Origin of the sequence: Corynebacterium sp. Marseille-P4321, from assembly GCF_903645305.1 — a bacterium.
GTDB lineage: Bacteria > Actinomycetota > Actinomycetes > Mycobacteriales > Mycobacteriaceae > Corynebacterium.
Genome location: NZ_CAHJXO010000003.1, coordinates 214,187 through 239,854 on the forward strand (window position 1 = coordinate 214,187; position 25,668 = coordinate 239,854).

The 25,668-nt window shown below is 64.8% G+C and carries 25 protein-coding genes and 4 tRNA genes; 8 read left to right on the forward strand and 21 right to left on the reverse strand.

The features are described 5' to 3' along the window. Positions 1-50: 50 nt before the first annotated feature. The 8 genes from rplK to HWX32_RS09430 all read right to left on the reverse strand — a co-directional run bounded on the left by rplK (position 51) and on the right by HWX32_RS09430 (position 3,795). Entirely contained in the window at positions 51-479 is a 429-nt protein-coding gene (gene rplK, locus HWX32_RS09395) for a 50S ribosomal protein L11 (protein WP_075466466.1), read from the reverse strand. A gap of 159 nt (positions 480-638) precedes the next feature. After that, on the reverse strand, positions 639-1,598 hold the full coding sequence (nusG, locus tag HWX32_RS09400; RefSeq protein WP_254868387.1) for a transcription termination/antitermination protein NusG: 960 nt from the start codon (positions 1,596-1,598) through the stop codon (positions 639-641). A gap of 113 nt (positions 1,599-1,711) precedes the next feature. Next, a complete protein-coding gene (gene secE / locus HWX32_RS09405) occupies positions 1,712-2,035 on the reverse strand; it encodes a preprotein translocase subunit SecE (RefSeq protein ID WP_075466470.1) in 324 nt (107 codons plus the stop codon). A gap of 20 nt (positions 2,036-2,055) precedes the next feature. After that, positions 2,056-2,131: transfer RNA gene (locus tag HWX32_RS09410), tRNA-Trp, on the reverse strand. A 59-nt stretch (positions 2,132-2,190) separates the two neighbouring features. Continuing rightward, positions 2,191-2,262, reverse strand: a tRNA-Met gene (locus HWX32_RS09415). Positions 2,263-2,314: 52 nt separating this feature from the next. Next, positions 2,315-2,387, reverse strand: a tRNA-Thr gene (locus tag HWX32_RS09420). 241 nt (positions 2,388-2,628) lie between these two features. Beyond that, positions 2,629-2,710 (reverse strand) — tRNA-Tyr (locus HWX32_RS09425). 65 nt (positions 2,711-2,775) lie between these two features. Then, positions 2,776-3,795 carry a polyprenyl synthetase family protein gene (locus tag HWX32_RS09430; RefSeq protein ID WP_175935650.1) on the reverse strand — a complete coding sequence of 340 codons (1,020 nt, stop codon included), beginning with the start codon at positions 3,793-3,795 and terminating at the stop codon, positions 2,776-2,778. A 78-nt stretch (positions 3,796-3,873) separates the two neighbouring features. Between HWX32_RS09430 and HWX32_RS09435 the strand changes: the two genes are divergently transcribed. After that, complete coding sequence (locus HWX32_RS09435) at positions 3,874-5,121, forward strand: geranylgeranyl reductase family protein (RefSeq protein WP_175935868.1); 1,248 nt, start codon at positions 3,874-3,876, stop codon at positions 5,119-5,121. On the opposite strand, the gene HWX32_RS09440 is transcribed toward HWX32_RS09435, so the two are convergent. After that, positions 5,118-5,807 carry a demethylmenaquinone methyltransferase gene (locus HWX32_RS09440; RefSeq protein WP_075466474.1) on the reverse strand — a complete coding sequence of 230 codons (690 nt, stop codon included), beginning with the start codon at positions 5,805-5,807 and terminating at the stop codon, positions 5,118-5,120. The two genes, HWX32_RS09435 and HWX32_RS09440, sit on opposite strands and share 4 nt — an antisense overlap. A 93-nt stretch (positions 5,808-5,900) precedes the next feature. On the opposite strand from HWX32_RS09440, the gene HWX32_RS09445 reads away from it, so the two are divergent. Genes HWX32_RS09445 through HWX32_RS09460 form a run of 4 tightly spaced genes read left to right on the forward strand, consistent with a single transcriptional unit; the run spans position 5,901 to position 8,749 of the window. Next, positions 5,901-6,137 (forward strand): hypothetical protein, encoded by a 237-nt coding sequence (locus HWX32_RS09445; RefSeq protein ID WP_075466476.1) that lies wholly within the window; start codon positions 5,901-5,903, stop codon positions 6,135-6,137. A 46-nt stretch (positions 6,138-6,183) separates the two neighbouring features. Further along, entirely contained in the window at positions 6,184-7,107 is a 924-nt protein-coding gene (locus HWX32_RS09450) for a metal ABC transporter substrate-binding protein (RefSeq protein ID WP_175935651.1), read from the forward strand. After that, complete coding sequence (locus tag HWX32_RS09455; protein WP_175935652.1) at positions 7,104-7,829, forward strand: metal ABC transporter ATP-binding protein; 726 nt, start codon at positions 7,104-7,106, stop codon at positions 7,827-7,829. Before HWX32_RS09450 ends, HWX32_RS09455 begins: the two co-directional genes overlap by 4 nt. Continuing rightward, positions 7,826-8,749 carry a metal ABC transporter permease gene (locus HWX32_RS09460; RefSeq protein ID WP_175935653.1) on the forward strand — a complete coding sequence of 308 codons (924 nt, stop codon included), beginning with the start codon at positions 7,826-7,828 and terminating at the stop codon, positions 8,747-8,749. Before HWX32_RS09455 ends, HWX32_RS09460 begins: the two co-directional genes overlap by 4 nt. Here HWX32_RS09460 and HWX32_RS09465 read toward each other — a convergent pair. The 10 genes from HWX32_RS09465 to HWX32_RS09510 all read right to left on the reverse strand — a co-directional run bounded on the left by HWX32_RS09465 (position 8,650) and on the right by HWX32_RS09510 (position 18,504). Further along, positions 8,650-9,327 carry a metal-dependent transcriptional regulator gene (locus tag HWX32_RS09465; protein ID WP_175935654.1) on the reverse strand — a complete coding sequence of 226 codons (678 nt, stop codon included), beginning with the start codon at positions 9,325-9,327 and terminating at the stop codon, positions 8,650-8,652. The genes HWX32_RS09460 and HWX32_RS09465 overlap by 100 nt on opposite strands. A 43-nt stretch (positions 9,328-9,370) precedes the next feature. Further along, entirely contained in the window at positions 9,371-10,579 is a 1,209-nt protein-coding gene (locus tag HWX32_RS09470) for a glycosyltransferase family 1 protein (RefSeq protein WP_175935655.1), read from the reverse strand. Positions 10,580-10,627: 48 nt separating this feature from the next. Next, positions 10,628-11,050: a DUF3592 domain-containing protein gene (locus HWX32_RS09475; protein ID WP_175935656.1), complete on the reverse strand. Its 423-nt coding sequence runs from the start codon at positions 11,048-11,050 to the stop codon at positions 10,628-10,630. Continuing rightward, complete coding sequence (menD, locus tag HWX32_RS09480) at positions 11,050-12,666, reverse strand: 2-succinyl-5-enolpyruvyl-6-hydroxy-3-cyclohexene-1-carboxylic-acid synthase (RefSeq protein WP_175935657.1); 1,617 nt, start codon at positions 12,664-12,666, stop codon at positions 11,050-11,052. Before menD ends, HWX32_RS09475 begins: the two co-directional genes overlap by 1 nt. 10 nt (positions 12,667-12,676) lie before the next feature. Beyond that, positions 12,677-13,246: a hypothetical protein gene (locus HWX32_RS09485; RefSeq protein WP_175935658.1), complete on the reverse strand. Its 570-nt coding sequence runs from the start codon at positions 13,244-13,246 to the stop codon at positions 12,677-12,679. A gap of 130 nt (positions 13,247-13,376) precedes the next feature. Next, complete coding sequence (locus tag HWX32_RS09490) at positions 13,377-14,957, reverse strand: DASS family sodium-coupled anion symporter (protein ID WP_175935659.1); 1,581 nt, start codon at positions 14,955-14,957, stop codon at positions 13,377-13,379. 49 nt (positions 14,958-15,006) lie between these two features. Continuing rightward, positions 15,007-15,993: an o-succinylbenzoate synthase gene (locus tag HWX32_RS09495; RefSeq protein WP_175935660.1), complete on the reverse strand. Its 987-nt coding sequence runs from the start codon at positions 15,991-15,993 to the stop codon at positions 15,007-15,009. Continuing rightward, positions 15,990-16,319, reverse strand: a complete 330-nt coding sequence (locus HWX32_RS09500; protein ID WP_175935661.1) for a hypothetical protein — start codon at positions 16,317-16,319, stop codon at positions 15,990-15,992. Before HWX32_RS09500 ends, HWX32_RS09495 begins: the two co-directional genes overlap by 4 nt. Further along, positions 16,319-18,265 carry a ferrous iron transport protein B gene (gene feoB, locus HWX32_RS09505; protein ID WP_175935662.1) on the reverse strand — a complete coding sequence of 649 codons (1,947 nt, stop codon included), beginning with the start codon at positions 18,263-18,265 and terminating at the stop codon, positions 16,319-16,321. Before feoB ends, HWX32_RS09500 begins: the two co-directional genes overlap by 1 nt. Next, positions 18,265-18,504: a FeoA family protein gene (locus HWX32_RS09510; RefSeq protein WP_075466498.1), complete on the reverse strand. Its 240-nt coding sequence runs from the start codon at positions 18,502-18,504 to the stop codon at positions 18,265-18,267. Before HWX32_RS09510 ends, feoB begins: the two co-directional genes overlap by 1 nt. Positions 18,505-18,574: 70 nt before the next feature. On the opposite strand from HWX32_RS09510, the gene HWX32_RS09515 reads away from it, so the two are divergent. Both HWX32_RS09515 and HWX32_RS11320 read left to right on the forward strand, forming a co-directional pair. Then, positions 18,575-19,507 carry a 1,4-dihydroxy-2-naphthoyl-CoA synthase gene (locus tag HWX32_RS09515; protein ID WP_075466510.1) on the forward strand — a complete coding sequence of 311 codons (933 nt, stop codon included), beginning with the start codon at positions 18,575-18,577 and terminating at the stop codon, positions 19,505-19,507. 614 nt (positions 19,508-20,121) lie between these two features. Beyond that, on the forward strand, positions 20,122-21,834 hold the full coding sequence (locus HWX32_RS11320) for a reprolysin-like metallopeptidase (protein WP_175935663.1): 1,713 nt from the start codon (positions 20,122-20,124) through the stop codon (positions 21,832-21,834). 68 nt (positions 21,835-21,902) lie between these two features. Here the strand turns inward: HWX32_RS11320 and HWX32_RS09525 are convergent, their stop codons facing one another. Further along, a complete protein-coding gene (locus tag HWX32_RS09525) occupies positions 21,903-22,976 on the reverse strand; it encodes a hypothetical protein (RefSeq protein WP_175935514.1) in 1,074 nt (357 codons plus the stop codon). Positions 22,977-23,227: 251 nt separating this feature from the next. Between HWX32_RS09525 and menE the strand changes: the two genes are divergently transcribed. After that, positions 23,228-24,319 carry an o-succinylbenzoate--CoA ligase gene (menE, locus tag HWX32_RS09530; protein WP_217702909.1) on the forward strand — a complete coding sequence of 364 codons (1,092 nt, stop codon included), beginning with the start codon at positions 23,228-23,230 and terminating at the stop codon, positions 24,317-24,319. Positions 24,320-24,346: 27 nt separating this feature from the next. On the opposite strand, the gene HWX32_RS09535 is transcribed toward menE, so the two are convergent. Next, a complete protein-coding gene (locus HWX32_RS09535; protein WP_175935665.1) occupies positions 24,347-25,561 on the reverse strand; it encodes an ATP-binding protein in 1,215 nt (404 codons plus the stop codon). Positions 25,562-25,668 lie beyond the last annotated feature (107 nt).

The following is a 25,668-nucleotide window of genomic DNA, read 5'->3' on the forward strand; positions in this document are numbered from 1 at the left end:
GAATGTGGTGCGGGCCAGGCTAAAGGCCCTGCCACGGAAAAAGTGGGGTGTTACTTGATCACGTCGATGCCCATGGAGCGCGCGGTACCGGCGATGATCGCCGCACCAGCCTCGATGTCACGGGCGTTGAGGTCGTTCTTCTTCGTCTCCGCGATCTCCTTGCACTGATCCCAGGTGACCTTGCCCACCTTGTCAGTGTGCGGAACGCCGGAGCCCTTCTGCAGGCCAGCAGCCTTGAGCAGCAGGGACGCAGCCGGCGGGGACTTCAGGATGAAGTCGAAGGAGCGGTCCTCGTAGACCGTGATCTCCACCGGGACAATGTTGCCGCGCATGGACTCGGTCGCAGCGTTGTACGCCTTGGTGAACTCAACAATGTTCACGCCGTGCGCACCAAGAGCCGGACCAACCGGCGGGGCCGGGTTTGCCATGCCAGCCTCGATCTGAAGCTTGATCAGACCAGTGACCTTCTTCTTTGCCATAAAAACCTCCTAGGTACAGCACCTGCGGCAATGGCCAGCCGCGGGAGCTTCCGGATGCCAGCGTGTGCCAGCCACCGGGGATGAAACGAAAACGTCGCCCGCGAAATAGACACGGGCGACGTGCAACGTTACCGACGGAGCCGTCGATAAGCAAAATGCTTACATGATGCGCTCGATTTGGTCGGCGGTGAGCTCCACCGGGGTCTCGCGGCCGAAGATGGACACGAGCGCCTCGATCTTGCCGGTCTCCGGGTCGATCGCGTTGATCGTGGCGGAGACGGAGGCCAGCGCGCCGGACAGGATGGTCACGGCCTCGCCCACCTGGTAGTCGTGCGTAACCTTGGACGGCGACTGCTCCTCCGGCATGTTCACCACGGTCTCGCCCTCGGCGGTGACCTCGGGCTTCGCGCCGGCGGCGGACTTCGGCAGAAGGAACTTCGCCACATCACGGTGCTTCACCGGGGTGGCGTTGCCCTCGTTGCCCACGAACGACGTCACGCCCGGGGTTTCGCGCACCACGGACCACGCCGCGTCGTTCATGTCCATGCGCACGAGCACGTAGCCGGGCAGAAGCTTGCGCTTGACCAGCTTGTTCTTGCCGTTCTTGTCCTTCTCCAACACCTGCTCGACGGGCACGACAACCTCGTAGATGGAGTCCTCCACCTCAAGGGTCTGGATACGCATGTCAAGGTTTGTCTTCACCTTGTTCTCGTAGCCCGAGTAGCTCTGGATGATGTACCAGTCGCCCGGCTGCTTCTTCAGCTCGCGGGTGTACTCGCGCAGGCGCTTCTTGTACTCGGCGTCGAAGTCGCTTATATCGCCATCGCTTATCGACGACTCCGCGACCGCCAAGTCCGTATCCTGCACCGCTTCCTCTTCCACCTCAGAGGCTTCCGCGGAATCAGCGTCTGCAGCGGCAGCGTCGGCTACGGTGTCTTCCCCGGGGCTACTCGCAGGCTCCTCGTCGGAGGAGTCACCTGCCTCGTTGTCGGTGCCGCCCGGGTGGTCGTCGCCGTCGTTGGTGGGGTCGGTGCTCTCCTGCACCGGAGCACCCTCGTCGATCATCTCCTGCTCGTTGTTTTCAACTGCACCTTGGACGTCTTTGTTTGCCTCAGTCATTGTCATCTCCTCACAGGTTCGCGTTTGTTGTGCCCAGGGTACCGGGCAAAAATTTATCCCGCCTTACCTCCGGTTGGAGGCGGCGGGAAAACGTGTACTCTGCGCAGTTTAGCTTAAGGGACGAGGATCCAGCGAATCAGCCACGCCGCAAGCTGGTCGGTACCCCACACGAGCAGCGTCATGACGATCATGAACGCGAACACGATGAGGGTGTAGTTGAGCATCTGGCTGCCGGTGGGCCAGATGACTTTCTTCATCTCCGAAACAACTTCACCCGGGAACTGGCCGACGGAACCGCCGCGCTCTTCCTCCGGGTTCGGCTCCTGCTTCGCCGGGGCGTGCTTCTCCTCGTACGTGTCGGTGGAGACAGCGGAAACCCCGCGCAGCTGACGCTTACCGGTCGGCTGCGAAGGGTTCTGGCCGTTGGGATTTGTCACGAAAACTCCTCCATGTGTTTTGGCAGGGGCGACAGGACTCGAACCTGCAACCTACGGTTTTGGAGACCGTTGCGCTACCAATTGCGCCACGCCCCTAGGGCACCGCTTGGAAACAGTGCGCCTAACCCTACCACGGGAAACCCGCTTGAGGTGAGTAGCGATGGAGAGAATTGAACTCTCGACACAGCGATTATGAGTCGCTTGCTCTACCACTGAGCTACACCGCCATGTGCTCGCTGGCGCCCGCTTATCGAGTGGGAAAGCCCCAGCAAACAACAGAGCCCCCTGACAGAATCGAACTGTCGACCTTTTCCTTACCATGGAAACGCTCTGCCGACTGAGCTAAGGGGGCACAGCCTCTAAGTTGTGGATCTTCGCTTTCGCTCTGACCCGCTCCGTTGAAGCCTTGAGAAGATTAACCCGATACCGTTTCCAAACACAAATCGCCTGGACAGTTCACGTTTTCGCATCCACGCAAGGCACGCTTTACGACGAAGCTCCGCCGCGCCACCGAGCCCCGCACCGCACGCACCCGCCGCAACGGCAACACCCCGTCGCTTCCGTGATGGAAACGACGGGGTGTCCTTATTCTGTGCCAGGTAGAAGATTCGAACTTCTGAAGGCAATGCCGGCGGATTTACAGTCCGCTCCCTTTGGCCGCTCGGGCAACCTGGCGTGCACGTTTAAAGTGCGGGATTTACTCTACAACACCGCACCGCACGGAACGCAAATCCGCAGGTCTACCCCACGCGGTCGACGGTCAGGCGGGTCATCTGGCGCAGCGCCTCGCGCGCCGGCACGTCCGGCAGCGCGTCGAGCTCGCGCTCCACCTCATCGAGGTAGCCGCGCACTGTTTCCAGCGCGCGCTCGCGGCCGCGGGTGGCGCGGAGGAGTTCGAGGGCGCGGTTGACGGAAGCGTCGTCAAGCAATGGCCCTGTGAGCATGCCGCGCAACTCCTCCCCTGCCTCCGAGTCTTCCTCCAGCGCGTAGAGCACGGGCAGCGTGAACACGCCTTCGCGCAGGTCGGTGCCGGGGGTCTTACCGGACTGCTCCGGGTCGGAGAAGATGTCGATGATGTCGTCGACGATCTGGAAGACCATCCCCACCGCGTTACCCACGCGGGTGCACGATTCGACCACCTCGGGCGACGCACCGGAGTGCCGCGAACCCAGGTGTGCGGCGGAGCCGATGAGCACGGCCGTTTTCTCATCGATGACCTTCAGGTAGTGCTCCACCGGGTCCTCGCCCTCGCCCGGGCCGACGGTTTCGCGCATCTGGCCGGTGACCAGTTCCTCGAAGGTGTCGGCGAAGTGCGCGACGGTTTCCAGGTCCGTTTGGCTCATCAGGCGCGAAGCGTGGGCGAACAGGACGTCGCCGGCGAGGATGGCCACGGTGTTGCTCCACCGCTCGTTGGCCGATTCCACGCCGCGGCGTCGCTCCGCCTCATCCATCACGTCGTCGTGGTACAGGGTGGCCAGATGCACCATCTCGGTCACCACGGCGCCGCGGATGACGTTGTCGTGCCTCGGCTCGGGCCCAAACTCGGCGCACAGCAGCGCCATCATGGGGCGGAAGCGTTTCCCGCCGGCGGCAGCGAGGTGGGTGATTTTGTCGGTGATGAAGTCTTCGCCCCGCGATAGCTCCTGCATGAGCAGGTCTTCTACGGCGCTAAGCCCCGACTTCATGCGTGCGTTGAGCTCCTCGCCCCCAAGGTTGGCGCTGAAGCCGTTGCGCGGGGACGGGGTGGTGCCTTGCGTCATCGAGAGCGTCCTTGCAAAGGTGGGTATAAGACTCACTAACCGTATCAGCATCAAAGTGGCGCGATGCGCTCTGGCACAATGTTGCGGGTGAGCAAACTTTTCGACGTCTGCGTCGTCGGCGCCGGACCCAGCGGTTCGGCCGCGGCGATCGCCTCGCAGCGGGCGGGGTTGAGCACATTGCTTATCGACGCCCAAGGGCCCGACCGCGACAAGACCTGCGGCGACGGGCTGACCCCGCGGGCCGTCGCAACGCTCAAGCGGCTGGGGCTGGAAGATGTGCTGCCCGCCTACCGCAACCGGGGGCTGAAGCTGCACGGCTTCGGCGGGGACGTCACCGCGCCGTGGCCCGACGGGGCGTACGGCACTTTCGGGTCGGCGAGCCCGCGCCGCGTGTTCGACGCCGCGCTGGTGGATGCCGCCCGGGCCGCCGGCGCCGAGGTGTGGCACTCCTGCCCTGCCACTGGCGTACGGATGGACGGCGGGCGCATCGCCGCGGTGGAGACCCCTCAGGGCCCGGAACAGGAGGTGCGCGCCAAGTGGGTGATCGTGGCCGACGGCGTGCGCTCGCCCGTGGGCAAGATGCTGGGGCGCACGTGGCACCGCGGCCAGGTGTACGGCATCGCCGCCCGCAGCTACTGCGCCTCGCCGCATTCGGGTGAGGAGTGGATGCACTCGCACGTTGAGCTTCGCGACGCCTCCTGTGACATCCAACCCGGCTACGGCTGGATCTTCCCCTTGGGCGACGGGGAGGTGAACTTGGGCTGCGGCGCGCTTTCTACCGATGCCCGCCCGGCGCGGGTGAACACGAAGAAGCTGCTTGGCCAGTACGCCGAGCGACAGCGCGAGGCCTGGGAGCTTGGGCCGGAGCAGTCGGTGGCCTCGGCGCTTCTGCCGATGGGCGGGGCTGTGTCCAACGTGGCGGGGCCGAACTGGGCGCTGGTCGGCGACGCCGCGGCGTGCGTGAACCCGCTCAACGGCGAGGGCATCGACTACGGCCTGGAAACAGCGGTCGCCGCCGTCGAGCTGATCGCGGCCGGCGACGACCTCACCCTTGCCTGGCCGGCGCTTCTGCGCGAGCGCTACGGCGAGGCGTTCACCCTGGCCCGCACCTTGGCACGCCTGTTGACGTACCCGCAGTTTTTGCCGCTGGCGGGACCGGTGGCACTGCGCGGGCTGGGCGGGCGCTACCTCATGCCGGCAGCGGCACGGCTGATGGGCAACCTGGTGGCCGAGGAGGACACGGACCTCGTCGCAAGGCTGTGGCGCATGGCCGGCAAGGGCGCGCGGGCGGTGTCGGGCGACCAGCCGCTCTGGGACGTTCGCTAGGCCGGCTTGACCGCGCTATGCAGCGCGACGATGCCGCCGGTGAGGTTCTGCCAGCCGGCGTCCGACCAGCCGTTGGCGTTGATCGCCGCGGCGAGCTCTTCCTGGCCCGGCCAGGCGCGGATGGATTCGGCGAGGTACTCGTAGGCCTCCGCGTTGGAGGAAAACAGCTTCGCCAGCGCCGGCACCGCCAGCGGCAGGTACTCCTTGTACAGGGTGCGAAAACCCGGCACGACGGGGGTGGAGAACTCGTTGACGGCCAGGCGCCCGCCCGGCTTGGTCACGCGCGCCATTTCGCGCAGGCCGGCTTCGAAGTCGTGGACGTTGCGAAGCCCGTAGGAGATGGTCACCGCGTCGAAGGTGCCATCGGCGAACGGCAGGTGCATCGCATCACCGACGACCTTGGGCACGTCGCGGTCTTTGCCGGCGGCGAGCATGCCCTGGGAGAAGTCGCAGGCCACCACCCACGCGCCGGACTTGCCCAGCTCCACAGTGGATACGGCGGTGCCGGCGGCGAGATCCAGCACGAGCTCGCCGGGCTGCAGGTTGAGGCGCTCGCGCGTGCGGCGTCGCCAGTGCTTGTCCAGGCCGAACGACAGCACAGTGTTGGTTTTGTCGTAATTTTTGCCCACGTCGTCGAACATGCCGGCAACGTCGAAGGGTTTTTTGTCCAGATCCGCCTTGGCCATGGTGCGCAAGTCTACTTTGCCACCCACAAACGGAGGCCGTACGACAACACAGCACTTGCAAGTTCGGCGTAACGAACTCTATTATTCGCCGGTATGGGACTTGATGACTCCAACATGGGCGCATGGCTCGAAGCCATCGCATTGTTCGAGACCGCACGCGAAGGCGACTACCTCGCGTCCGCGCGGCTCGTGCGCTCCAGCGCCAATCCGGAAGACGTCACGCTCAACCTGATGCGGCTGCTCGCTGTCTACCTGCGCGACGAATCCCCGCAAAAGCTCGACCGATTCATTGCCACGTCCCACCGCGTCGGCCCGCCGCCGCTTCTCTAACCGCACGGAAAGTGCCCAGAAAGAACACAGAAAGAAAAGGACCAACATGTTGAAATCCAAGGTGCTCGCGCTCGCCGCCACGGCTGCGCTTGCTGCCGGCCTGGCAGGCTGTTCGCAGGACAGCGCAGACACCGCAGGCGGCAAAGACACCCCCGTCGTGCTCACCACGTTCACGGTGATCCAGGACATCGCCTCGAACGTCGCCGGCGACCACCTGCGGGTGGAGTCCATCACCAAACCCGGCGCGGAAATCCACGGCTACGAGCCCACCCCGGGCGACATCTCGCGCGCCTCCGACGCCGACCTGATCCTGGACAACGGCATGAACCTGGAAAACTGGTTCTCCCAGTTCGTCGCCGACCTGGACGTGCCCCACGCCGTGGTCAGCGAAGGTGTCGACCCGATCGACATCGCCGAGGACGCCTACGCCGGCAAGCCCAACCCGCACGCCTGGATGAGTCCGGTGAACGTGCAGAAGTACGTGGACAACATCGTCGACGCGTTCAGCGAACTCGACCCGGAGCACGCCGATGATTTCAAGGCCAACGGCGAAACATACAAGCAGGAACTGCAGGCTGTGCAAGACGAGCTGGAAACCAAGCTCGCCGCTGTCCCCGACAAGCAGCGCGCCTTGGTCACCTGCGAAGGTGCGTTCTCCTATCTGGCTCGCGACGCGAAGTTGACCGAGCGCTACATCTGGCCGGTCAACGCTGAGCAGGAAGCCACCCCGCAGCAGATCGCCGGCGCGATCGAGTTTGTGAAGGAAAACAACGTCCCGTCTGTGTTCTGTGAATCCACGGTCTCTAACGCGCCGATGATGCAGGTCGTGAAGGCCACCGGCGCGGAGTACGGCGGCACCCTCTACGTCGATTCGCTTTCTGAGGAAAACGGTCCGGTGCCGACCTACCTGGATCTGATTCGCCACGACACGAAGGTGATCATCGACGGTTTGAACGGGGGCAAGCAGTGATCCCCGCAATCGCGGTTGACGATGTTGCGGTGCGCTACGGCGACGTCGTCGCGCTCGACGGCGCAACTTTGAGCGTCCAACCAGGCCGTATCTGTGGGCTGATCGGGATGAACGGCGCGGGCAAATCCACGCTACTCAAGGCGATCATGGGGTTGGTCAAGCCGGATCGCGGCACGGTTCGTATCAACGGCATCGACCCCATGCGCGCCCGCAAGACGCAGGTGCTGGGCTACGTCCCGCAGAGCGAGGACGTGGACTGGCAGTTCCCGGTCACAGTGCGTGATGTGGTCATGATGGGCCGCTACGGCCACATGGGCTTTACCCGCCACGCGCGTGCGGAGGACATTGCGGCTGTGGATCGCGCGCTTGAGCGCACCCACCTTGAGTCGTTCGCAGACCGCCAGATCGGTCAGCTTTCGGGTGGCCAGAAGAAGCGTGCCTTCATCGCCCGCGGTATCGCTCAGGGTGCGAGCATCATGCTTCTCGACGAACCCTTCGCCGGCGTGGACAAACATTCCGAGGCCACCATCACTGAGCTGCTGCGTGACCTCGCGGCAGAAGGCACCACTATTTTTGTGGTGACGCACGACCTGGTTGCCTTGCCCCAGCTCGCGCCGGAGACAGTGCTGTTGAACCGCCGGGTGTTGATGCACGCCCCGACTGAAGTGGTGTTAGAGCCGGACAATTTGGTACAGGGCTTCGGGATGGGGGTGCCGGCATGATCTCGCTGTTAACCGAGCCGTTCAGCTACGAGTTCATGGTGCGCGCCCTGGCAACATCGCTGGTGGCGTCGATTGTCTGCGCGCTGTTGTCGTGCTGGCTGGTGTTGGTTGGCTGGTCGCTGATGGGCGATGCGGTAAGCCACGCTGTCCTGCCCGGCGTGGTGCTGGCCTACATTCTGGGCGTGCCGTTTGCCGTCGGCGCGGTGGTGTTCGGGTTCCTTGCGGTGGCACTGATCGGGCTGGTGCGCGATACGTCCCGGGTGAAGGAGGATGCGGCCATTGGCATTGTGTTCACCACCATGTTCGCGCTGGGGCTCGTGCTCATTTCGGTAACCCCTTCGCACACGGATCTGAACCACATCATCTTCGGCAATCTGCTTGGTGTGTCCCGTGGGGACCTGCTGCAGGTGGCCATCCTGGGAGCGATCGTGTTGAGCGTGCTGGTGCTCAAGCGGCGCGACTTCACCCTCTACGCGTTCGATCCCACCCATGCACACGCGATTGGGTTGAATCCGCGCCTGCTCGGTGCGGCCCTGCTGGCACTGCTGGCGCTGACGTCAGTGGTGGCACTCCAGGCCGTTGGCGTGATCCTGGTGGTGGCGATGCTGATCATCCCGGGTGCGACCGCCTACCTGCTCACCAACAAATTCGGCACGATGCTGATCATCGCCCCGACCATGTCGGCGGCGTGTGCGATTGTGGGCCTGTACTGCTCCTACTACCTGGACACGGCCTCTGGCGGCATGATCGTGCTCGCCCAAGGTGTGGTGTTTGGTGTGGTGTACCTGTTCGGCCCGCATGGGGTGCTGCGGGGTCGTCGTTACGCATCCACGCGCACGAAGACGGAATCCGTGGCTTCCTCGCCGAGCGGCACCGCCTCCGCCGCGCCGGCAAGCCGGACCGCGACCGCGCCGGAGTAAGGGGCACCCTCTCCCACCTCGAGGGTTGCGCCGACGACGAGCCCGTGACTGTCGAAGAATTGCAGCAGTTTCGGGTCGTCGTCGGCAATGCGTTCAATCGTGGCCTTCTGCCCCGGCTGCACGCCGGTCAGTGGGACGGCCTCGGGGGCATCAACACGCCCGCTGGCTGAGGGGATGGGGTCACCGTGGGGGTCGCGGCTGGGGTAGTCCAAAAACGCGTCGATGCGGTCGACCATAAAGTCGCTCACCGAGTGTTCGAGGTTTTCGGCCTCGTCGTGCACCTGGTCCCAGGTGTAGCCCAACGCCTCCACCAAAAACGTTTCAATCAGGCGGTGGCGGCGGATCATCGCCACCGCGTACGTGCGGCCTGTGTCGGTCAGCTCGATGGCGCCGTAGGGCTTATGTTCCACCAGGCCCTGCTCGCCGAGCTTGCGCACCCCGTCGGAGACGGTGGATTTGCGCAGTCCAAGGTGCTTGGCCACTGACGACGGTGTCACCGGCGTATCTGACCACTCCGAAAGCGCCCAGATGCCTTTGAGGTAGTTCTGGGTACTGGTGGACAGGTCGCCGACGGACATGCTCGCCACTCTACTTGGCGGCGCGCATGCGCCTACGCGGTGTCTACGCACGACGCTTGCGCGGCTGGCCTAAGCGTGCCGGCGCCCAGCGCGGCAGGGCCACGTCGCGGCCGAACAGGTGCACCACGTTGCGCTCGTAGCCGTCCAGGACCTCGGAGTAGTAACCCAGCAGCTGGTCGCCGAGCGCGGCCCAGGTCTTGTCCGCCACGGACTCGCGCGCGGCGGCCTGCAGTGTGGTGTGGCGGGCGTCGTCGAGAATCCACCGCGCGGCGTCGTAAAGCTCCTGCTCGAAGGTCTCCACCTCGAGCAAAAGCCCGTTGTCGCCGTGTATGATCAGGTCGATGGGGCCGCCGGCGCGGGGGCCGATGGTGGGCACGCCGGAGGCTTGCGCTTCCTGGATGGTCTGGCAGAACGTCTCAAATTCGCCGGTGTGCACGAACAGGTCCAGCGAGGCGTACGCGCGCGCCAGCTCCTCGCCGGAGAGCGCCCCGGTGAACACGGCGGTGGGCATCAGCGCCTGCAGGGCGTCGCGCTCGGGGCCGTCGCCCACAATCACCAGCTGAATGTCCGGATCCGCCTCCAGCGCCGCCAGCCGGTGCACGCTCTTTTCCGCCGCCAGGCGCCCCACGAAGCCGACGAGCTTTTTGCTTGCCGACGCATCCCAGCCCCGCCGCAGAACCTCAGACCGCTTGGACGGGTTGAACAGCTCCGTATCCACGCCGCGGCCCCAATGGCGCACGTTTTTGATGCCGTGGGATTCCAGCTCGCGGATGTACTCGCTGGACGGCGCGAGTGTCATCTCGCACATGTTATGAATCGTGCGCGTCCAATCCCAGGCGATATTTGCCACCATCGCCGCGTGGTACTTCGTGGCAAACCCCGCCACGTCCGTCTGGTACAACCCCACCGCGGGAACACCCAGCTGGCGGGCCGAAAACGCCCCCGCACCGCCGAGGACGAACGGGCTGGCCAGGTGCACGATATCCGGCTTGAACTCCGCCAACGCAGCCGTGACCGTGGTGGTGGGCACGCCGATCGGCAGCGAATCCACCAGCGGAATCATCACCGTAGGCACCCGCACGATGGGAAAGCCCAGGTAATCAGCGATCTCGTCCTGGAAGTCGCGGGCACCCGGGGCGACCACCATCGCCTCATGGCCCTCACGCTTAAGGTGCTCCAGCACGCGCAGCACCGAGTTGGTCACGCCGTTGACGTTCGGCAAAAAGGATTCCGCCACAATTCCCACACGCATAATGGCCCCAAGTGTGGCACCCGAAGCCGAACGTACGCCCAACTGCAGTTAAACCCGGCGTGAACTTTCGGGAACCCAGCGCGTGACCGCGAACCACGCCGCAGCCGCCACCGCGGTGGACACGGCGAGCGAGGACAGCGCCGGGATAAGCGACAGCGTCCAGGCGCGCCCCTCCACCTTCACCAGATCCGGGTCATTCTTCGCGTACGTCACCCACACCTGCTGGCCCTGCCCGAGCCCCGTGGGGTACAACAGCCCACCCGGCGGGGAGACCACCTGGCCTTCCTCGTCGACGTACTCGACGTAGGTGCGCAGCCGTCCCACGTCGGTGACGGTGCCGATGCCGCGTCCCGGGTCCGCCGCAATGCGCGCGTCGTTGATCCAGGGACCGAACACCATCGCCGCGCAGGACAACAGCGCGCAGGCGTAGAGCGCCAGCACGAGCTGGTGGGCGCGCCTGCGCAGCCGCATTACTTATTCAGCCTCTCCGCGAGCGCCCGGCGCGTCGCACGTGTCGTGCGCGCCTCCACCACCGTGATTGGGCTGGGCTGCGCCTCGAGGTCGCGCAGGACTTCGTGCAGCTCTGCCAGGTTGTCGGCGCGGCGGTAATCGGCGCCGTAGCCGGCGACGATGTCTGCGATCTCGGTGCCGTGCGGGGTGCCGAAGGCGCGCTCGAAGCGCTCGCGCACCGCGGCTGCACCCGGCTCGAGCGCCTCGAAGATGCCGCCGCCATCGTCGTTGGCCACCACGATGGTCAGGTTGCCCGGGCGCGGCTCGTCCGGCCCGATGAGCAGGCCGTTGATATCGTGCAGGAACGTCAGGTCCCCCACGAGCGCCACGGTGCGCGGGGCACGAATCTCGTCCGGGCGCAGAGCCTGCGTGGCCAGCGCGATGCCCACGGCCTGCGAAAGCGTGCCGTCGATACCAGCGGCGCCGCGCGGGGAGTACGTGTCCACCCCGTCGAAGGGCATGCCGACAAAGCTCACGTCGCGTACCGGGTTCGACGACCCCACCACGAACGTGTCCCCCACCGCCAAGGTGTCGCAGACCGCCGCCGCGACGTGGAGGCCGGTGAAGCCGAACTCCTCACCGGCAAGCGCCGTGCGCACCGTCTCCGCGCCGACCTCGCCCGCAGCCTCGCAGATCTTGATCCATGTATCCGTCGGCTGGCCGGTAACCTTCACGCGGGTGCCGCGCACGTCCGGCTGGCCCGTGAACGTCTCCGTCCGGCTCAACCCGATCACCCGGATGTCCGGGTCCGCCAGCAGCGCCATCACGTCGCGGTGCAGCGTCGGGTGCCCCACCACCACGACCTGCTCCGGCTTTGTCGACGCCGCGAAGTCGCCGCCGTCGTGCGAAATCGCCACCTCGGACTGCGCGAAAAAGCGCGCCGCCAGCGGGTGCACCTGGTGGAAGGGCGTGGGCGCGGACGGTTCCGCAATGGTGGGCACGTGCTCCAAGCCCGGCACCTCCCACGCCTCGTCACCCGCGATGACCAACGTGTCGCGGGTGATGTCAATATCCACCTCGCCGTGGTCTGTAAAGAACCCACCGCGGCTCAGCGCCCCCGGGCCCACCCGGCGCGGCGCCCCCACCATCTCCGGTAGGGCCTGCGGCACCAGCGGGGTGTCGAAGGAGACGTTCAGGTGCACTTGGGGGGAAGAGAAGTCCAACGCGGAGACGTCGTCAAGCTCATGCACCTGCTGCGTTCGCGCGTACCGGCCGAAGATGCCCTCCTGCCAAATCGTCTGGCTCGCGCCTGTGCCCCACAGGCGCGCGGGGCGATCCGCCGAAACCACCGCGAGCGGGGTGTGCGACATGTGCGCCTCCACCAGCGCCGGGAAGCAGTTCGCCACAGCGGTGCCGGAGGTGGTGACCACGGCAACATGACGGCGCTGCACGCGCGCGAGCCCGAGGGCGGTGAACGCGGCGGCGCGCTCGTCGATACGCATGTGCACCGTGACATCCGCCCGCGCGAGCAAGGCGTAGGTCAGCGGCGAATTGCGCGAACCCGGGCACATCACCACATCGGTGCAGTGCGCGGCGATGCGCTCGGCGACCGCAGCCGCGAGAGTCGTTGAATCCATGCCCTACCTCCTAGAACCACGAACCTGCGCCATCGCGCAGCTGGTCGATGATCTCGCGCGCTTCATCGCGCACCTCCGGCGGGATCTCCGGCGCCTCCGGGGCCGGCGGCGGCGCGGGTTCGTCGTCGGGCAGGGTAGCGGTCGGCTCGTCGCGCTCGCCGAAGATGGACGGGAACTTCGTGGTGGTCTCCGTCTTCGTTTCCGTCTCGGTGGTGGTGATCACCTCGGTTTCCACCACCGGCGGCTTATCTGCCTCCGCCGCGGCGCCGCGCCACAGGAAAAACAGGCTCACGGCCGCGACGAACGAGCCCGCCGCGAGCACCCCGAGCGCAATCGTGCCCGCGTTGGAACCCTGCGGCTGCGGGGCGTACTCGGGCTCACGGTAGGCGGGCTCGCGATATGCCGGCTCGTAGGCGTACTCCGGTTCGCGGTACTCGCGCTCGTACCCCGCTTCGTACCCTGCCCGGTAGGATGCCTCGTACGCGGGTTCGCGGTAGCTCTCCTCCGGGAAGTACTGCTTCGGGCGCTGCTTGCGCGGGCCGCGCTCCGGCGACCCGTACTGTCGCGTCTCGTTGTCCATGCCCTGAAGCCTAGCGCGCGGCGTGGCCGTGCAGAATTGAGCCCGAAGACGCCGGGAACGAAAACGGGCGCACCCGCCGGCGCGCCCGTTGTGTGTGCAGGTTGGCTCCTACGGCACTTCTACAGCACTCTTACAGCACCAGCCCGAAGACCGGGACCGCGATGAAGTAGGTGGCCAGGGAGATGAGCACCAGGCCGATGATGTTCAGCCAAACGCCGCCCTTGATCATCTCGCCCATGGTGACGTAGCCGGACGAGTACGCAATCGCGTTCGGCGGGGTGGCCACCGGCAGCATGAACGCACAGGTAGCGGACAGCGCAACCGGGATGGCCAGCAGCAGCACGTTCATGTCGGTGGCCTCGGTGAGCCCGATGCCCACGGCCACGCCACCCATAATCGGCAGGAACGTTGCTGCCGTGGCGGTGTTGGAGGTCAGCTCGGTGAGGAAGAGCACCAGCGTCGCAACCGCGGCGAGCAGCAGGAACGTCGGCAGGACGGCCAGGCCCTTGGCGGCCTCACCGATCCACAGCGACAGGCCGGTGGAGGTGAACATCGCCGACAGGGACAGCCCGCCGCCGAAGAGCAGGAGCACGTCCCACGGCATCTCGTTCGCCGTCTCCCAGTCCAGCAGGCGCTTGCCGTCGCCCTTGGCCGGGACGGTGAACATGAGCAGGCCGGCGATAATGCCCACGATGGCGTCGTCGTACGGGAACTCCCAGCCGTAGCGGCTAATCCCCAGCGGGATGAAGATCCACGCCAGTGCTGCGACGAGGAAGATCACGCCCACGGCAACCTGCGGGAACGTCCAGGGGCCGAGCTTGCGGATCTCATCGTCGATGAGCTCCTTGCCGCCCGGGATCTGGTCGATCTCCGGCTTGAACACGGTGATGAGCAGCCCCCAGGCGATGAAGGTGAACACCACGGCCACCGGCAGGCCGACGAGCATCCACTGGCCGAAGCCGATGGTGATGTCGTGCGCTTCCTCCATGTAGCCCTTCAGCAGCGCGTTCGGCGGGGTGCCAATCAGCGTGCCGAGCGAACCGATGGAGGCGGAGTACGCAATGGCCAGCATGAGTGCGGTGGCGAACTTCTTCTGCTTGTCCATGCCGCCGACGGTCTCCGCGGTGAGCATGAGCACCGAGGTACCAATCGGCAGCATCACCACGGCGGTGGCGGTGTTAGACACCCACATGGACATGAACCCGGTGGCCAGCATGAAGCCCAAGATGATGCGCTTCGGCGACGTGCCCACCACCTTCACCACGTACAGCGCCAGGCGGCGGTGCAGGTTCCAGCGCTGCAGGCCGAGCGCCATGAGGAAGCCGCCCATGAACAGGAAAATCGTCGCGGAGGCGTAGGGCGAGGACACGTCCTTGAACGGTGCGACGCCCATGATGGGGAAGATCGCGATGGGCAAAAGCGCAGTGGCGGCGAGCGGGATCGCTTCCGTCATCCACCACGCCGCCATGAGCACCGTGGTCGCGGCGACGACACGCATGGCCTGTGCCGAGTACTCCACGTCCGCCTTCGCGCCGGAGGATTGCTGCACGGTCTCGGCCGCGCCGGACGGGAAGATCCAGTACACAATGACAGCCAGCACGATGCCGGCGATGAGCCCGATGAGTTGGCGGCGCCACTCGCCGGGTTCGGGGGATTTCGCAAGGTCGCCGTCGGAAAGTTCGGACGACTCGTGGGTCACGGGAGTAGACATGGCCGGAACCTTACGCCCGTTACACCTATTGCTAGGTAGAAACGGGAAATTACCCCCGAAGTGAGGTCTCCAGCACCTCCAAACACTCGCGAACGCGGGAAAACCACCAATCGCGCCGCGCCCCGGATGCCCGTAATGCGTGGAGGCGTTCCGGGTCGGGGGTGGTGCGCGTCACCGGCAAGGCGCCGTCGACAAGCTCCCGCGGCTCCGCGACGTCCTCCACAAACAACCGCTGCGTGGCCAGCCCCGCCGCGCGCGACCCGGCGAGCTTCGCCGCCACCAGCCCGGCGTCCATGCCCACCGCGGTGTCGAGGGCGCTTGCCACCGTGACGTCCAGCTTCAGGTCGCTCGCGATGCGCAGCAGGTTGCCCACGCCGCCGAGCGGAGCGACCTTGCACACCGCCACGTCCGCCGCGGCAAGCTCCGCCACGCGGTACGGGTCGGCGGCGCGACGGATGGATTCGTCGGCCGCGATCGGGGTCCTGGCAGCACGCGACGGAGAACTACGGAGGCGCCGACGCACCTCGGCGAGCTCCTCCACCGTGGCGCAGGGCTGCTCGATGTACTCCAGCTCCCCGAGCGCGTCAGCGGCCCGAACCGCCTCGTCGACGCTCCAGCCGCGGTTCGCGTCAACGCGCAGCGCGGCACCCGGGCGTAGCTCGCGAACGGCGGCGACGCGCCGGAGGTCGTCGTCAAGCGATTGCCCCTTCTCCGCCACCTTGATCTTGAACGTGCGCACCCCCGGGTAGCGCGCAAGCACCCCTTCGACCTCCGCGGCATCGACGGCGGGGACGGTGCCGTTGACCTCGACGGCGCCTGAAGCCTCGGGCAGACCGGTGAACGCGGATTCGATGCCGGAGCGCAGCCAGGCGGCCGCCTCGTGGGGTTCGTATTCGATGAATGGGGAGAACTCGCCCCAGCCCGCGGGGCCGTCGATAAGCAATGCCTCGCGGGTGGTGATGCCGCGGAACCGCACCGCCATCGGCAAGGCGACCACGTGTGCGCGCTCGAGGATCTCGTCGGCTTCGGGGATCACGACACTCCCGGCCGCTTGGTGAGCACCAGCGCCACCGGCCCGCTCTGTTTCGGCTTGTCTGCGCAGGTCATGCCATTTGCGGCCGCGGCGATGCAGGAGTTGCAGTTGCCGCCCGCGCACGAAGACCCGAGTTCTTCCAGCGTGAGGCGCCCGGTGCGCTCGAGGTGGCCGATGACGGCGTCCACTGTGGATTCGGTCAGCCCGGTTGTGCGCCGGATTTCGGCTCGCGAGCGCGCCCCGGACTCAATGGCGGCGACCACGGCCTCCATCGGCCGCTTCGGTTGAGCATGTTGCTTATCGACGTGCTCCCGCCTGAAACCAAACATCAAATAAACACCTTCAAAATCTGGAACGCGGCGACCGCGAGCACCCACGCCAGCGCGAGCTGGCCAATGAGCCCGAAGATGGTCCACTTCGCTCCTATTTCTCTTCGCTGCGCGGCGAGTGTGGCCACGCACGGGGTGTAGGCCATGAGGAAGATCATGTACGCCCACACCGCGGCGATGCCGTGGCCACCGGAGGTCTTATCGAAGTCGGCGCGTACCGCGGCGGCGAGATCGGAGGTGCCCTGCGCTTCCGGCGCTTCGTTCGAGGGATCCTCCAGCGCGTACGTCTGGGCCCAGGTGGAGATCACGGCTTCCTTGGCCAGGAACCCGGTGATCAGCGGGCCGGTGAGCGACCAGGAGCCGAAGCCGGCCGGCTCGAAGACGGGCGCGACGGTACCGGAGACCACGCCGTACACGGAATCCTCCGGCGCAAGGTCCTCATCGCCCCACCCGTGACCGGCAACAGCCGGGGTGGACTGCAGGAACCAGATCACCACCACGGTGGCCACAATGATGCCTCCCGCGGTGCGCAGGAAGCCCTTCAGCCTGGTCCACATCACGGACAGCGACAGCCGCGCGGTGGGCCACTGGTACACGGGCAGGTCGATCACCAGCGGGTCCGAGCCCATGGTGCGCCACAGCGTGTGCCGCAGCAGCAGGCCCGCGAGCACCACCAGCGCAATCGAGATGACGTACATCGCGAACACCACCAACCCGGCGTGCTCGGGAAAGAACGTCTGCGCGAGCATCACGTACACGGTCAGGCGCGCGGAGCAGGACGTGAACGGCACCAGCAGCGCGGTGAGGCGGCGCTGCTCCGGCGTGGCCAGCACACGGGTGGCAGAGATCGCCGGGACGTTGCAGCCAAAACCGACGATGAGCGGGATGAAGGCCTTGCCCGGCAGCCCGATTGCGCGCATGAGGCGGTCGGCCACCACTGCGGCGCGGGCCATGTAGCCGGAATCCTCCAGCACGGCCAGGCACAGGAACATCAAGGCCATGAGCGGCACGAAAGTGAGCACCATGCCCACGCCGCCGATCAGCCCGCCGACAATCAGGCCCTTCACAAACGGGTACCCCAGCCCCACCGCGTCCAGGGCCGCGTTTGCCCAATCCGTAAGCGGCCCGGTGAACAGCGCGTCGAGGCCGTCCTGCATGGGGGCTGCGACGGTGGTGGTGATCTGGAAGACCAGAAACATCGCGAACAGGAAGATGATCGGCCCGAGCACTGGGTGCAGGACGTACTTGTCCACCGTTTCGGTGAAGGTGTCGCGGTGCTCGTCGCGCAGGGTGGCTGCGGCGACGGCGTTGTCGATCCACTCGAAGCGGTCGTCGGCCTGCGCGAACTCGTCGCCGGGCACCGCGGCGCGCACCGGGGCCGAAGGAGCAAGCATTTGCTTATCGACGGCTTCCGCTACCCGCGACACATCCCTACGCCGCGGATCCAACGCCACGACCGGCACTCCAAGTTGGGCGGCCAGCACGTCCGGGTCCACCTCGAGGCCCTGGCGCGATGCCACGTCACCCTTTGTCAGCACCACCACGACGCGGTACGGGTGCTCCGCGATTTGGGCTGCAATATATAGGCCTCGCGCAATGTTGGCCGTGTCCACCGCGACCATCACAAGGTCCGGCCGCTCCCCCGCCGGAGTGTCCAGGAGGAGTTCGCGGGTGAGCGCCTCGTCCGGGCTGACGGGGTCGAGCGAGTACGCGCCCGGGAAGTCCACGATGTTGTAGGTGGTTTTGTTCGGGGTGCCCTTCGCCGGCTTCCACACGCCGCGCGAGACCTCCACAGTGGTGCCGGGGTAGTTGCCCGTGGTGGCGCTCGCGCCGGTCAGTGCGTTAAACAGGGTGGACTTGCCGGCGTTCGGGGCACCGATCAGCGCGATGGTGGGCGTACCCGCGGGCGCGTGCTGCGCGACGGGCGCGCCGTGGCAGTCGGCCATTACGCTGCCTGGCCCAGCGTCGCCACGCCAATACCGCGCAGCGCTTCGGCGCCAAGTGCGTAGTGCGAACCGCGCACCTTAATAATGCGGCCGCCGCCGGCCGTCTTCTGCATGACGGTAACGTCCGCGCCGGCGCGCAGGCCCAGCTCGCGGAGGCGACGCGCCGTCGGGCAACCCACGGTGGTGATGGTGGTGCGGTGGCCGACGGGGACGTCGATAAGCACATGCTCTTGCTGCATACCCCTAACAATAAAGCAAGGCTGCCCTAACTTAAAGCTCTTAGGCGAAAACGTGTTTACCATTACCCCCATGAGTTACACCACCGCCCAACCCTTCGACCCAGCGCAATGGCGCGCGGTTGAGGGGTTCGATTTCACCGACATCACTTATCACCGCCACGCGGGCGAAACGCGCGCCGACGGGATCGTGCGCATCGCCTTCGACAGGCCCGAGGTACGCAACGCGTTCCGCCCGCACACCGTCGACGAGTTATATAAGGCACTCGACCACGCGCGCCGCGACCCCTCCGTCGGCGTCGTGCTGCTCACCGGCAACGGGCCGAGCGAGAAGGACGGCGGCTGGGCGTTTTGCTCCGGTGGCGACCAACGCATCCGCGGCCGCTCCGGCTACCAATACGCCGGGGGCGACACCGCCGATACCGTCGACGAGGCGCGTGCGAAAGCCGAAGGCGGGCGCCTGCACATCCTGGAGGTGCAGCGCCTCATCCGCACGATGCCCAAGGTGGTAATCGCCGTGGTGAACGGCTGGGCGGCCGGCGGCGGGCACTCGCTGCACGTGGTGTGCGACATGACTATCGCGTCGCGCGAGGAGGCCCGGTTTAAGCAGACCGACGCCGATGTCGGCTCCTTCGACGCCGGATACGGCTCCGCATACCTGGCGAAGATGGTGGGACAGAAGTTCGCGCGCGAGATCTTCTTCCTCGGCCGCACCTACAGCGCCGAGGAGATGCAGCGCATGGGCGCGGTGAACATCGTGGCTTCCCACGGTTCGCTAGAAGACGAGGCCATCCAGGTCGCCCGCGAAATCAACGGCAAGTCCCCCACCGCCCAGCGCATGCTCAAATTCGCCTTCAACCTTGTCGACGACGGCCTCATGGGCCAGCAGGTCTTCGCCGGCGAAGCCACCCGCCTGGCGTACATGACCGACGAAGCCGTCGAGGGCCGCGATTCCTTCCTGCAAAAGCGCGACCCGAACTGGGAGGACTTCCCCTTCTACTACTAGGTACAACAGGGCGCGATTCAGGGGGCGCTTGCTTATCGACGCTAAAGGGGGCCTGCGGGCCCCCTTTCTTCGTGCCGGGGCCTTGTTTTGGGGTGTTGTTGGTGGTGTGTGAGCCGATCCTCACCCCGGCGGGGGTAAATAGCGGGGGTAGTAGGGTGTGGGGAAGCGTTGAACAATCCCACGATGTTTCAACAATCCCGCGCCACCACCTTAAGGCAACGCCTATAGGTCACCACGCCACGGCAGGTGAGTTGTACACACTTCGAAGAACACGCAGGTCGCGGGGTTTCAGGGTGCGGCCGGTGTAAGGGTTGTAAATGGGTGCATACTATGCAGTTTTGGGGATTGTTGAACCATCCACACCCGACTGCGGATTGATCGTTCAACACTTCCCCGCACACCGCGCGGCACCGGGGCGGATGGTTGAACAATCCGCACGTCAAAATACCTAACCATGTTGAACAATCGGGAAGAAGTGTTCAACGATCACGCCGTTTTCTTGTGCGCGGGGCAAGCGTTTTACCTGCGCATACCTGGTGCATAAACTTGGGGTCAACAACGAAACACACCTTGTCCACACCTCAAGGGTTCACACCTCAAGGAGAGCTACCATCATGTCGCTGCGCACCACGATCGCCACCGTGCTGGCCGCAACACTTGCCCTCACCGGCATGCAAGCCACCCCGGCAAGCGCAGCAGCCGCTGCACAGGCTGACGAGTACGTAATCTCCTCCGGCGCTGCCCTTGGTGGTCCCGGCAACCTCGATGATGAGATCTCGGCCGCTGATATCGCCGAGATGATCATCAACGACGCCAACACCGGCGCTGAGGTTGACGGTGTGGATGAGCTTGTCGACATCGACGGTGTCGAAGCCGGCGCGCTGACCGATTCTGACGGCGACGGTATCCCGGATGTGTGGGAAACCCACGGTGTGACCCTTGAAGACGGCACGGTGCTGCCGCTGCCGCAGTGGGGCGCTGACCCTAATCGTGCTGATATCTTCCTGCAGCTGAACTGGATGGCATCGGAGTATGAAACCCTTGCCTGCCACACCGATGCCCCGAAGGCAGATGAGGCAACCTGTGCGCGGGCGAACCGGAAAACCTACCGCCCCACCAAGCGCATCCTCGATGAAATCGTCGACAAGTTCGCCGAACACGACTACACCCTCCACATCGACGCAGGTGTCACCTACACCAACATCGACAACTACCCGCAGTTCTTCGGCGGGGAAACCGAAGACTACGCCCGCTACGCGTTTAGCGGTGTCAACCAGGCAGTCGGCTTGCTCAAAAACCAGAAGAACCTCCTTGGGGCGCGCCAGCACCTGTTTCGTGTGGGTGTCATCGGCGACCAGATGGGCCCGAGGGATTACTCCACCGGTGTGGCAACTGTGGGCGGTAACTCCTTCTACGTCGCCAACCACGCCGGCATGAGCACCCAAGACGAGCTGCGCAACACCATCCTCCACGAGTTCGGCCACACCCTGGGGCTGCGCCACAACGGCCACAAAGACTACGTCAAGGGCTTAAACAACAACGTCATGCACCCCGACTACCACTCGGTGATGAGCTACAACCACCAGTGGAACCACTTCGACTACTCCACCACCGCCTACACCCGCACCGACGCAGGCGTTACCCGCACCATCCCGGCCGACTGGGACGTACTCAGCCCCGCCAACCACACCATCGGCAAAGCCGACGCCTACCTCGGCGGCGAACTCACCGACGAAGATCGCGACGCGATTGCCGAAAACCACAACGCACAAGCCCAAGCGGCAGCAGCAGAAGAGGCCAACTACACCGCACGCATCCGAAACACCATCCCCGCCACCATCACCACCAACCCAAGCGACGCCGCTGATGTGGTCGTGGAGGTAGAAAACCCCGGCATCGACCTGGCCACCTACACCATCGAAGCCGCATTCCCCGGCGGAGGCGCGAAAGAAACCATCACCCTGGCCGCAAACCAAGCAAAAACCCTGACGTTTAGCATCACCCCGGCGAAGAAATACACCAACCTGCCGGTCAACATCACCATCACCAACACCGACACCAACACCGTGGTCGCCAACACCGCAACCACCATCCAGACAAACAACACCCGCACCCTCGAAGGCGCCAACGCCGGCAACACCCAAGCCAACAACCAGGCCAACAACACCGCCAACCAGGCCGCCGACCAAGCCGTAAAGCAGCTCGACAACGCCAAGAACGAAGTCGAAAACGGCGGCGAAGTCAACATCGCAGCGATCATCATCCCCGTCATCATCGCGCTCATCGCAGCCATCGGCGCGGCAGGCTTCGCCCTCGCAAACAACTAACCCCACAACCCAAACAAGGCGGCCACCGGAAACCCCGGCGGCCGCCTTTTCGAATATTTAGTTGCGGTTTAACCCCACTGGCCAGGGATCTGCGGGATGGTCGGCAGGCCCTTCACACCAAGCGCGTTGAGGATCCCGAACAGCGCACCAAGTGCCGCGAGCACCGCAGCGATGATGCCGATAACCTTGCTCAGCTCCGCATCGAAGCTGGATTTACCTTCGTTCGGGTTCGGGCGCGGAGCGGGCTTCTCCGGGACCGGATTCTCGGGAGCAGGCTTCTCGGTCTCTGGTTTCGGGTCGGGCTTCGGCGCCGGAGCGGGAGCTGCGTCCTCAGGCTTCGGCAGCTCAGTGTTCTTCGCATACTGTTGCCGTTCCACACCAGGGGTGAAGGATGACGGGAACATCACTACTACCGGATCGGTCTGAGTGCACTGCGTAGCTGTTCGCAGTACGCTTTCGTACGTCCACTCCAACTCGCTGCGCACCTTGCCGAAGTAACTGGCGTTCACGTTCTCAATGAACCAGTAACGCTGCTCATTGGTCAGCGACGGCACCTTGTTCGCCAGCGATTCACCGACCTTGCCGCGCACCCATCCAGCGGGAGGAGCGGCGAGCAGGTTGGTGCCACCGTTGATCCCGATGTACCACTTCGCTTCAGCTGTCGGTTCCGCGTTGATGCCGTATTCGGGGTTCTGGGCTGTTTCTTTCTGATCCAGGTAGAACGCAGCAGCGTCCTTTGCCAGGCCCAGCTTGGCCAGCTCCTCAATTGCAGCATCACGTGCCTGGGCCTTGCGTACCAGAACGGACTTCTCGGTGGTCAGTCCTCGTGGCTCCCAAAGCACGTGCAGCACACCGTCGGTAACGACATATTTGTCACCTACTGCTTTTGCACCCTTCACGGCAGCTTCGATGCCGTCGACGAAAGCAATGGCCTCCGCACCGTTCGTCAGAGTTCTGGCGTAGTTGCCAGCTTTTGTGCCGGCAACGTATTCAGCATCTGTGGTTCTGCCAAGGTCGATACGGCAACGCACCTGGCCGTCCTGGATGGTTTTCGTCAACTGCGCCGCATTCGCCGGAGCGATCGGGGTGACGAGAGCAAGCGCGGTCGCGGTTGCTGCGACCGGCGCGATGAACTTCTTCATGGGAGGTCTCCTTCAAACTGGGTTGCGGTCATGTCACCTGCCATATCGCTGCCCTAGCGCAAAGTGATACACACCCGACTAAAATCCCAGGCCAGCCCCAGGAGTGACGTGCGCCTAACCCACCTACCTGTAGGCCTCAACGTTGGCGTCTACATCAGCCGACCAACCCCCACCACCCCACCCCAACTACGCTGGCTCAGGTGAACCGCTTGGAGCTGCTGCCCGTCGACCCCGCGAATCCGCTGGCCATCATGCCGGCGCTGGAGGAGGCGCTCACCGGGCAGCGCACGCTTCTGCCCGTGCCCACGAACGACCGCACCCGCGTTAACCTGCTGCGCAACACTCTGAGTCCCGGCGCGCCGATCGACGACGACATCGCCCTGGTCGTCTCCACCTCCGGTTCCACGGGCACGCCGAAGGGCGCGATGCTCACCCCGGCGAACCTCATTTCCAGCGCCGACGCCACGCATCAGGCGCTCGGCGGCGAGGGCCAGTGGCTGCTCGCCATGCCCGCGGCGTACATCGCGGGCCTTCAGGTGCTCGTGCGCAGCATGGTCGCTGGCGTCGAGCCCGCCTACCTGGATCTTTCCCGCGGTTTCAACGTCGCCGAGTTCGCCGCCCGCGCCCATGAGCTCGCGGACACCGGCGAGCGCACGTACACCGCGTTGACCCCGATGCAGTTGGCGAAGGCCACCTCGACGCTTCAGGGCATTGATGCTTTACGACGTTTCCACGCCATCCTCATCGGCGGCGCCGCCGCCAACCCGCGCCTGCTGGAATCCGCGAGAAAACTCCGCATTCATACTGTGACCACGTACGGGTCGAGCGAGACCTCCGGCGGCTGTGTCTACAACGGCCGCCCCATCGCCGGCGCGAAGGTGCGCATCGACGCAGAGGGCCGCATCCATCTCGGTGGGCCGATGGTGGCGCGCGGTTACCGCAACGCCGACAACCTGCCGAGTGCCGATGATTTGAAGGATGGCTGGTTCCGCACTTCGGATGCAGGCATGCTTATCGACGGCAACCTCACCATCCAAGGCCGCCTCGACAACATCATCGACTCAGGCGGTTTCAAACTGCACCCGGAAGTGCTGGAGCAGTTCATGCTACACATCGACGGAGTGACCGGGGCCTGCGTGGTGGGCGCACCTGACGAGCGTTTCGGGCAACGCATCTGCGCTGCCTACACCGGCTCCGCCACCCTCGCCGACCTCATGGACGCCTTCGACGACCTGCCCCGTTGGCAAGTACCGAAGGACATCAAGGTCGTACCGTCGCTGCCTCAGCTCGGCCCGGGCAAGGTCGACCGCGCAGCCGTGCTCGAGCTGTTCACGCAGCGCTAACCACACCAGCGAATTGCGCCCTACCTTCTACGGCTTGAGCCTGTTCAGCGGAACGACGGCAATACCGTCAGGCCTTGTGTAGCTGGGCCCACCACCGGTCACAATCATTAGCCTGGGCTGATCAACCAGATGCTGAGCGAAAGCGTGGAGACTTTCTGCGGCTTTCTCGATCACCTGCGGGTAGAAGCCTAGTTTTACCTCAACAAGAATGGTTTCGCCGTCAACAGTGACCACAGCGTCGACCTCCGATCCGTTCTTCAACCGAGCATGGCTAACAGTGTTATCGGAGTACACGCGGAGGTCGTGAACGACCTGAGACTCAAAAAGCTGCCCCATATAGTTCAGATCCGCCAACAGGTCCTTCGGCCGTCGGTCTAAGGCTGCCATAGCTAAAGCCGGGTCCACCAGGTGGCGTTTCGGAGATTTTCGCAACGGTGTCCGCGACCGTAACAGGGGTGACCAAGCGGGCTGATCCGTGGAAACGAAAATTCTCGATAACGCATCCAAGTACTGCTGTGCGGTTCCCCGGTTCAGATCCGCGTCGCTGGCGAGCGTCGAAAGATCGCACTCTGTCCCCACATTGCGTGCAAGGGATGCCAGAAGAGCTCGGACACGTTCCGGATCTCGTCGAGCGGTGTCGATTGCGTTTATTTCAACGTTGATGATGGATTCCAGGTAACTCCGATTTCGCTTCATCGCATGGTCGAGAGACTCTGAAACATTCGCTGGCCACCCGCCACGACACATGCGCTCCGCCAGTTGAATATCCGAAAACTCTCCCGCGACAAACGGTGCCTCAACGCCTGCAGCAACATCGCGAAGAGAAACCAATCCGTCCGAATCCCCGGACTCGAAGAAAGTCATAGTTGACATGGTGATCCGCACAAACCGCCCCGCCCCGGAGTGTTTGGTTGCGTTCTGTGTCGGCTCAGTCGAGCCAGTGAAAATGAATTGGCCTGGTTCCCGTCGCTCATCAATTTCGTGCCGTGCCAGGTCCCAAAGCAGCGGTGCCTCTTGCCATTCATCTACGAGGCGTGGTGTCTCACCTTCGAGAAGACTTCCCGGGTTTATCCCGAGCGCTGGCGCCACATTGGGGTCTACATCCACCCGGAGCATGCTCTTCGCGAATTGCTTCGCCGTCTCCGTTTTCCCGCCACCTTTTACCCCCTGGATTGCGACACCCCCGCTGAAAGTCAGGGCGTCCGAGATCAATTCATCGGCGCGTCTCGGCAAGTATTCCATAGCTCCCACACCATACCCTCTATCTGCACAGACAGCACTTTGGCGCGGTTTCAACCAGCACTTTGGCGCCGTTTCAACCAGCACTTTGGCGCCGTTTCAACCAGCAT